The sequence below is a fragment of the Pseudomonas indica NBRC 103045 genome (genome assembly GCF_002091635.1).
GTDB lineage: Bacteria > Pseudomonadota > Gammaproteobacteria > Pseudomonadales > Pseudomonadaceae > Pseudomonas_M > Pseudomonas_M indica.
Genome location: NZ_BDAC01000046.1, coordinates 1 through 5,644, shown reverse-complemented (window position 1 = coordinate 5,644; position 5,644 = coordinate 1). Strand labels below are relative to the sequence as shown.

Below are 5,644 nucleotides of genomic sequence, written 5' to 3'. Positions count from 1 at the left end.
CAAACCCCCAACCCGATTGCTCGGATTGGGGGTTTGGGATAGGTGCTTGACGATGACCTACTCTCACATGGGGAAACCCCACACTACCATCGGCGATGCGTCGTTTCACTGCTGAGTTCGGGATGGGATCAGGTGGTTCCAACGCTCTATGGTCGTCAAGCAATTCGGTTGGGAAGTCGCGGTTGAGGCGTTTTCCCGAATTGGGTATGTGATTGGTTTGCGAGTTCTTGCAAATTTTCGGTTTGTCGACTTCACCGTCTGACACGCAAACATCAAATTGTTTGGGTGTTATATGGTCAAGCCTCACGGGCAATTAGTATCGGTTAGCTCAACGCCTCACAGCGCTTACACACCCGACCTATCAACGTCGTAGTCTTCGACGGCCCTTCAGGGGGATCGAGTCCCCAGTGAGATCTCATCTTGAGGCGAGTTTCCCGCTTAGATGCTTTCAGCGGTTATCTCTTCCGAACATAGCTACCCGGCAGTGCCACTGGCGTGACAACCGGAACACCAGAGGTTCGTCCACTCCGGTCCTCTCGTACTAGGAGCAGCCCCTCTCAAATCTCAAACGTCCACGGCAGATAGGGACCGAACTGTCTCACGACGTTCTAAACCCAGCTCGCGTACCACTTTAAATGGCGAACAGCCATACCCTTGGGACCGGCTTCAGCCCCAGGATGTGATGAGCCGACATCGAGGTGCCAAACACCGCCGTCGATATGAACTCTTGGGCGGTATCAGCCTGTTATCCCCGGAGTACCTTTTATCCGTTGAGCGATGGCCCTTCCATACAGAACCACCGGATCACTAAGACCTACTTTCGTACCTGCTCGACGTGTCTGTCTCGCAGTCAAGCGCGCTTTTGCCTTTATACTCTGCGAATGATTTCCGACCATTCTGAGCGCACCTTCGTACTCCTCCGTTACTCTTTAGGAGGAGACCGCCCCAGTCAAACTGCCCACCATACACTGTCCTCGATCCGGATAACGGACCAGAGTTAGAACCTCAAGCATGCCAGGGTGGTATTTCAAGGATGGCTCCACGCGAACTGGCGTCCACGCTTCAAAGCCTCCCACCTATCCTACACAAGCAGGCTCAAAGTCCAGTGCAAAGCTACAGTAAAGGTTCACGGGGTCTTTCCGTCTAGCCGCGGATACACTGCATCTTCACAGCGATTTCAATTTCACTGAGTCTCGGGTGGAGACAGCGCCGCCATCGTTACGCCATTCGTGCAGGTCGGAACTTACCCGACAAGGAATTTCGCTACCTTAGGACCGTTATAGTTACGGCCGCCGTTTACCGGGGCTTCGATCAAGAGCTTCGCTTTCGCTAACCCCATCAATTAACCTTCCGGCACCGGGCAGGCGTCACACCCTATACGTCCACTTTCGTGTTTGCAGAGTGCTGTGTTTTTAATAAACAGTCGCAGCGGCCTGGTATCTTCGACCGGCATGGGCTTACGGAGTAAATCCTTAACCCTCACCGGCGCACCTTCTCCCGAAGTTACGGTGCCATTTTGCCTAGTTCCTTCACCCGAGTTCTCTCAAGCGCCTTGGTATTCTCTACCCGACCACCTGTGTCGGTTTGGGGTACGGTTCCTAGTTACCTGAAGCTTAGAGGCTTTTCCTGGAAGCATGGCATCAACCACTTCGCATTCTAAAAGAACGCTCGTCATCAGCTCTCGGCCTTGAACACCCGGATTTGCCTAAGTGTTCGGCCTACCACCTTAAACAAGGACAACCAACGCCTTGCTGGCCTAGCCTTCTCCGTCCCCCCATCGCAGTAACTAGAAGTACGGGAATATTAACCCGTTTCCCATCGACTACGCTTTTCAGCCTCGCCTTAGGGACCGACTCACCCTGCGTCGATTAACGTTGCGCAGGAACCCTTGGTCTTTCGGCGTGGGTGTTTTTCACACCCATTGTCGTTACTCATGTCAGCATTCGCACTTCTGATACCTCCAGCAAGCTTCTCAACTCACCTTCACAGGCTTACAGAACGCTCCTCTACCGCTCGCCTTACGACGAACCCGTAGCTTCGGTGTGTAGTTTGAGCCCCGTTACATCTTCCGCGCAGGCCGACTCGACTAGTGAGCTATTACGCTTTCTTTAAAGGGTGGCTGCTTCTAAGCCAACCTCCTAGCTGTCTAAGCCTTCCCACATCGTTTCCCACTTAACTACAACTTTGGGACCTTAGCTGACGGTCTGGGTTGTTTCCCTTTTCACGACGGACGTTAGCACCCGCCGTGTGTCTCCCACGCTGACACTTCCAGGTATTCGGAGTTTGCATCGGTTTGGTAAGTCGGGATGACCCCCTAGCCGAAACAGTGCTCTACCCCCTGGAGTGATACGTGAGGCGCTACCTAAATAGCTTTCGAGGAGAACCAGCTATCTCCGAGCTTGATTAGCCTTTCACTCCGATCCACAAGTCATCCGCTACCTTTTCAACGGGAGTCGGTTCGGTCCTCCAGTCAGTGTTACCTAACCTTCAACCTGCTCATGGATAGATCGCCCGGTTTCGGGTCTATTCCCAGCGACTAAACGCCCTATTAAGACTCGCTTTCGCTACGCCTCCCCTAGTCGGTTAAGCTCGCCACTGAAAATAAGTCGCTGACCCATTATACAAAAGGTACGCAGTCACCTAACTAAGTAGGCTCCCACTGCTTGTACGCATACGGTTTCAGGTTCTATTTCACTCCCCTCTCCGGGGTTCTTTTCGCCTTTCCCTCACGGTACTGGTTCACTATCGGTCAGTCAGTAGTATTTAGCCTTGGAGGATGGTCCCCCCATATTCAGACAAAGTTTCTCGTGCTCCGTCCTACTCGATTTCACTTCTAAGACCCTTTCGTATACGGGGCTATCACCCACTATGGCCGCACTTTCCAGAGCGTTCTACTAAAGTCAAAGAAGCTTAAGGGCTAATCCCCGTTCGCTCGCCACTACTAAGGGAATCTCGGTTGATTTCTGTTCCTCAGGGTACTTAGATGTTTCAGTTCCCCTGGTTCGCCTCTTGTACCTATGGATTCAGTACAAGATACCCAGCTTATGCTGAGTGGGTTCCCCCATTCAGAGATCTCCGGATCACAGTCTGTTTGCCGACTCCCCGAAGCTTATCGCAGGCTACCACGTCTTTCATCGCCTCTGACTGCCAAGGCATCCACCGTATGCGCTTCTTCACTTGACCATATAACCCCAAGCAATCTGGTTACTGTCTCTAACGTGAAGACGACATTCGCCGAAAACTTGCGCTTGAACTCGCAAATTTTACCTTGACGTGATCGATTGCCAGTGAAAACAATCAATCAGTCTACTTCTATCACATACCCAAATTTTTAAAGAACGGTTCTGGCGCAAAGTCCAGAACTCAACATCCCTTCCACAGCTTGCGCCGCAGCAGATGCTCAGTTCTGAGCTTTCAGCGATTCGAGTTTAATGGTGGAGCCAAGGAGGATCGAACTCCTGACCTCCTGCGTGCAAAGCAGGCGCTCTCCCAGCTGAGCTATGGCCCCTTCGATTGGTGGGTCTGGGCAGATTCGAACTGCCGACCTCACCCTTATCAGGGGTGCGCTCTAACCAACTGAGCTACAGACCCAATCGTATAACTCTCGGGTCAAAACCCAATCGCTTTTCGCAAGTGAATCAAGCAATTCGTGTGGGTACTTATGGAGAAGCCGGTGTCTTCGATTAAGGAGGTGATCCAGCCGCAGGTTCCCCTACGGCTACCTTGTTACGACTTCACCCCAGTCATGAATCACTCCGTGGTAACCGTCCCCCCGAAGGTTAGACTAGCTACTTCTGGAGCAACCCACTCCCATGGTGTGACGGGCGGTGTGTACAAGGCCCGGGAACGTATTCACCGCGACATTCTGATTCGCGATTACTAGCGATTCCGACTTCACGCAGTCGAGTTGCAGACTGCGATCCGGACTACGATCGGTTTTCTGGGATTAGCTCCACCTCGCGGCTTGGCAACCCTCTGTACCGACCATTGTAGCACGTGTGTAGCCCTGGCCGTAAGGGCCATGATGACTTGACGTCATCCCCACCTTCCTCCGGTTTGTCACCGGCAGTCTCCTTAGAGTGCCCACCCGAGGTGCTGGTAACTAAGGACAAGGGTTGCGCTCGTTACGGGACTTAACCCAACATCTCACGACACGAGCTGACGACAGCCATGCAGCACCTGTCTCTGCGTTCCCGAAGGCACCCTCTCATCTCTGAAAGGTTCGCAGGATGTCAAGGCCAGGTAAGGTTCTTCGCGTTGCTTCGAATTAAACCACATGCTCCACCGCTTGTGCGGGCCCCCGTCAATTCATTTGAGTTTTAACCTTGCGGCCGTACTCCCCAGGCGGTCGACTTAATGCGTTAGCTGCGCCACTAAAATCTCAAGGATTCCAACGGCTAGTCGACATCGTTTACGGCGTGGACTACCAGGGTATCTAATCCTGTTTGCTCCCCACGCTTTCGCACCTCAGTGTCAGTATCAGTCCAGGTGGTCGCCTTCGCCACTGGTGTTCCTTCCTATATCTACGCATTTCACCGCTACACAGGAAATTCCACCACCCTCTACCGTACTCTAGCTCAGTAGTTTTGGATGCAGTTCCCAGGTTGAGCCCGGGGATTTCACATCCAACTTGCTGAACCACCTACGCGCGCTTTACGCCCAGTAATTCCGATTAACGCTTGCACCCTCTGTATTACCGCGGCTGCTGGCACAGAGTTAGCCGGTGCTTATTCTGTCGGTAACGTCAAAACAGCAAGGTATTAACTTACTGCCCTTCCTCCCAACTTAAAGTGCTTTACAATCCGAAGACCTTCTTCACACACGCGGCATGGCTGGATCAGGCTTTCGCCCATTGTCCAATATTCCCCACTGCTGCCTCCCGTAGGAGTCTGGACCGTGTCTCAGTTCCAGTGTGACTGATCATCCTCTCAGACCAGTTACGGATCGTCGCCTTGGTAGGCCTTTACCCTACCAACTAGCTAATCCGACCTAGGCTCATCTGATAGCGTGAGGCCCGAAGGTCCCCCACTTTCTCCCGTAGGACGTATGCGGTATTAGCGCGAGTTTCCCCGCGTTATCCCCCACTACCAGGCAGATTCCTAGGCATTACTCACCCGTCCGCCGCTCGCCGGCATCCCGAAGGACCCGCTGCCGCTCGACTTGCATGTGTTAGGCCTGCCGCCAGCGTTCAATCTGAGCCATGATCAAACTCTTCAGTTCAATACTGCTTGGGTTTTGAGAAAACCCTAAACTTGGCTCAGCAATCGCAAATAAACTCTCGAATTCACGAGTGTTACTTGTGTTGCTGATAATCTGTCGACTACCAGTCTTACTTCACAAGCACCCACACGAATTGCTTGATTCAGTTGTTAAAGAACGTTTCGATCAAGGCTTTCGTCTCAACCGAGGCCGCGCATTCTACAGCAGCCCTTCTTACTGTCAAGCTGTTTTTCGAAAATCTCTTTTCTACTCAACCGCTTGCCGCTTCCGATCAGTCCAGCTTCTCGTCAGCGGGAGGCGAATTCTACAGCGTTCAATTCCGCTGTCAACTACCTCTTCCTCCGCCTCGTCTCGAACCGACCGAAGCACCAACAGGACCTTAACCACCGCCCCGTCAGCCCGGCGCATTCTACTCGAATCCGCC

At 52.8% G+C, this 5,644-nt stretch carries 2 tRNA genes and 3 rRNA genes; all 5 read right to left on the bottom strand.

Features of this window, described 5'->3' with window-relative positions:
• Window positions 1–44 precede the first annotated feature (44 nt).
• The 5 genes from rrf to PIN01S_RS26030 all read right to left on the bottom strand — a co-directional run bounded on the left by rrf (window position 45) and on the right by PIN01S_RS26030 (window position 5,220).
• Window positions 45–160 (bottom strand): 5S ribosomal RNA (gene rrf / locus PIN01S_RS26050).
• Between the two features lie 132 nt (window positions 161–292).
• Window positions 293–3,183 (bottom strand): 23S ribosomal RNA (locus PIN01S_RS26045).
• A gap of 249 nt (window positions 3,184–3,432) precedes the next feature.
• Window positions 3,433–3,508 (bottom strand) — tRNA-Ala (locus tag PIN01S_RS26040).
• A gap of 6 nt (window positions 3,509–3,514) precedes the next feature.
• Window positions 3,515–3,591: transfer RNA gene (locus tag PIN01S_RS26035), tRNA-Ile, on the bottom strand.
• Between the two features lie 93 nt (window positions 3,592–3,684).
• Window positions 3,685–5,220 (bottom strand): 16S ribosomal RNA (locus PIN01S_RS26030).
• The 16S, 23S and 5S rRNA genes sit together here with 2 tRNA genes alongside, the layout of an rRNA operon.
• Window positions 5,221–5,644: the final 424 nt, after the last annotated feature.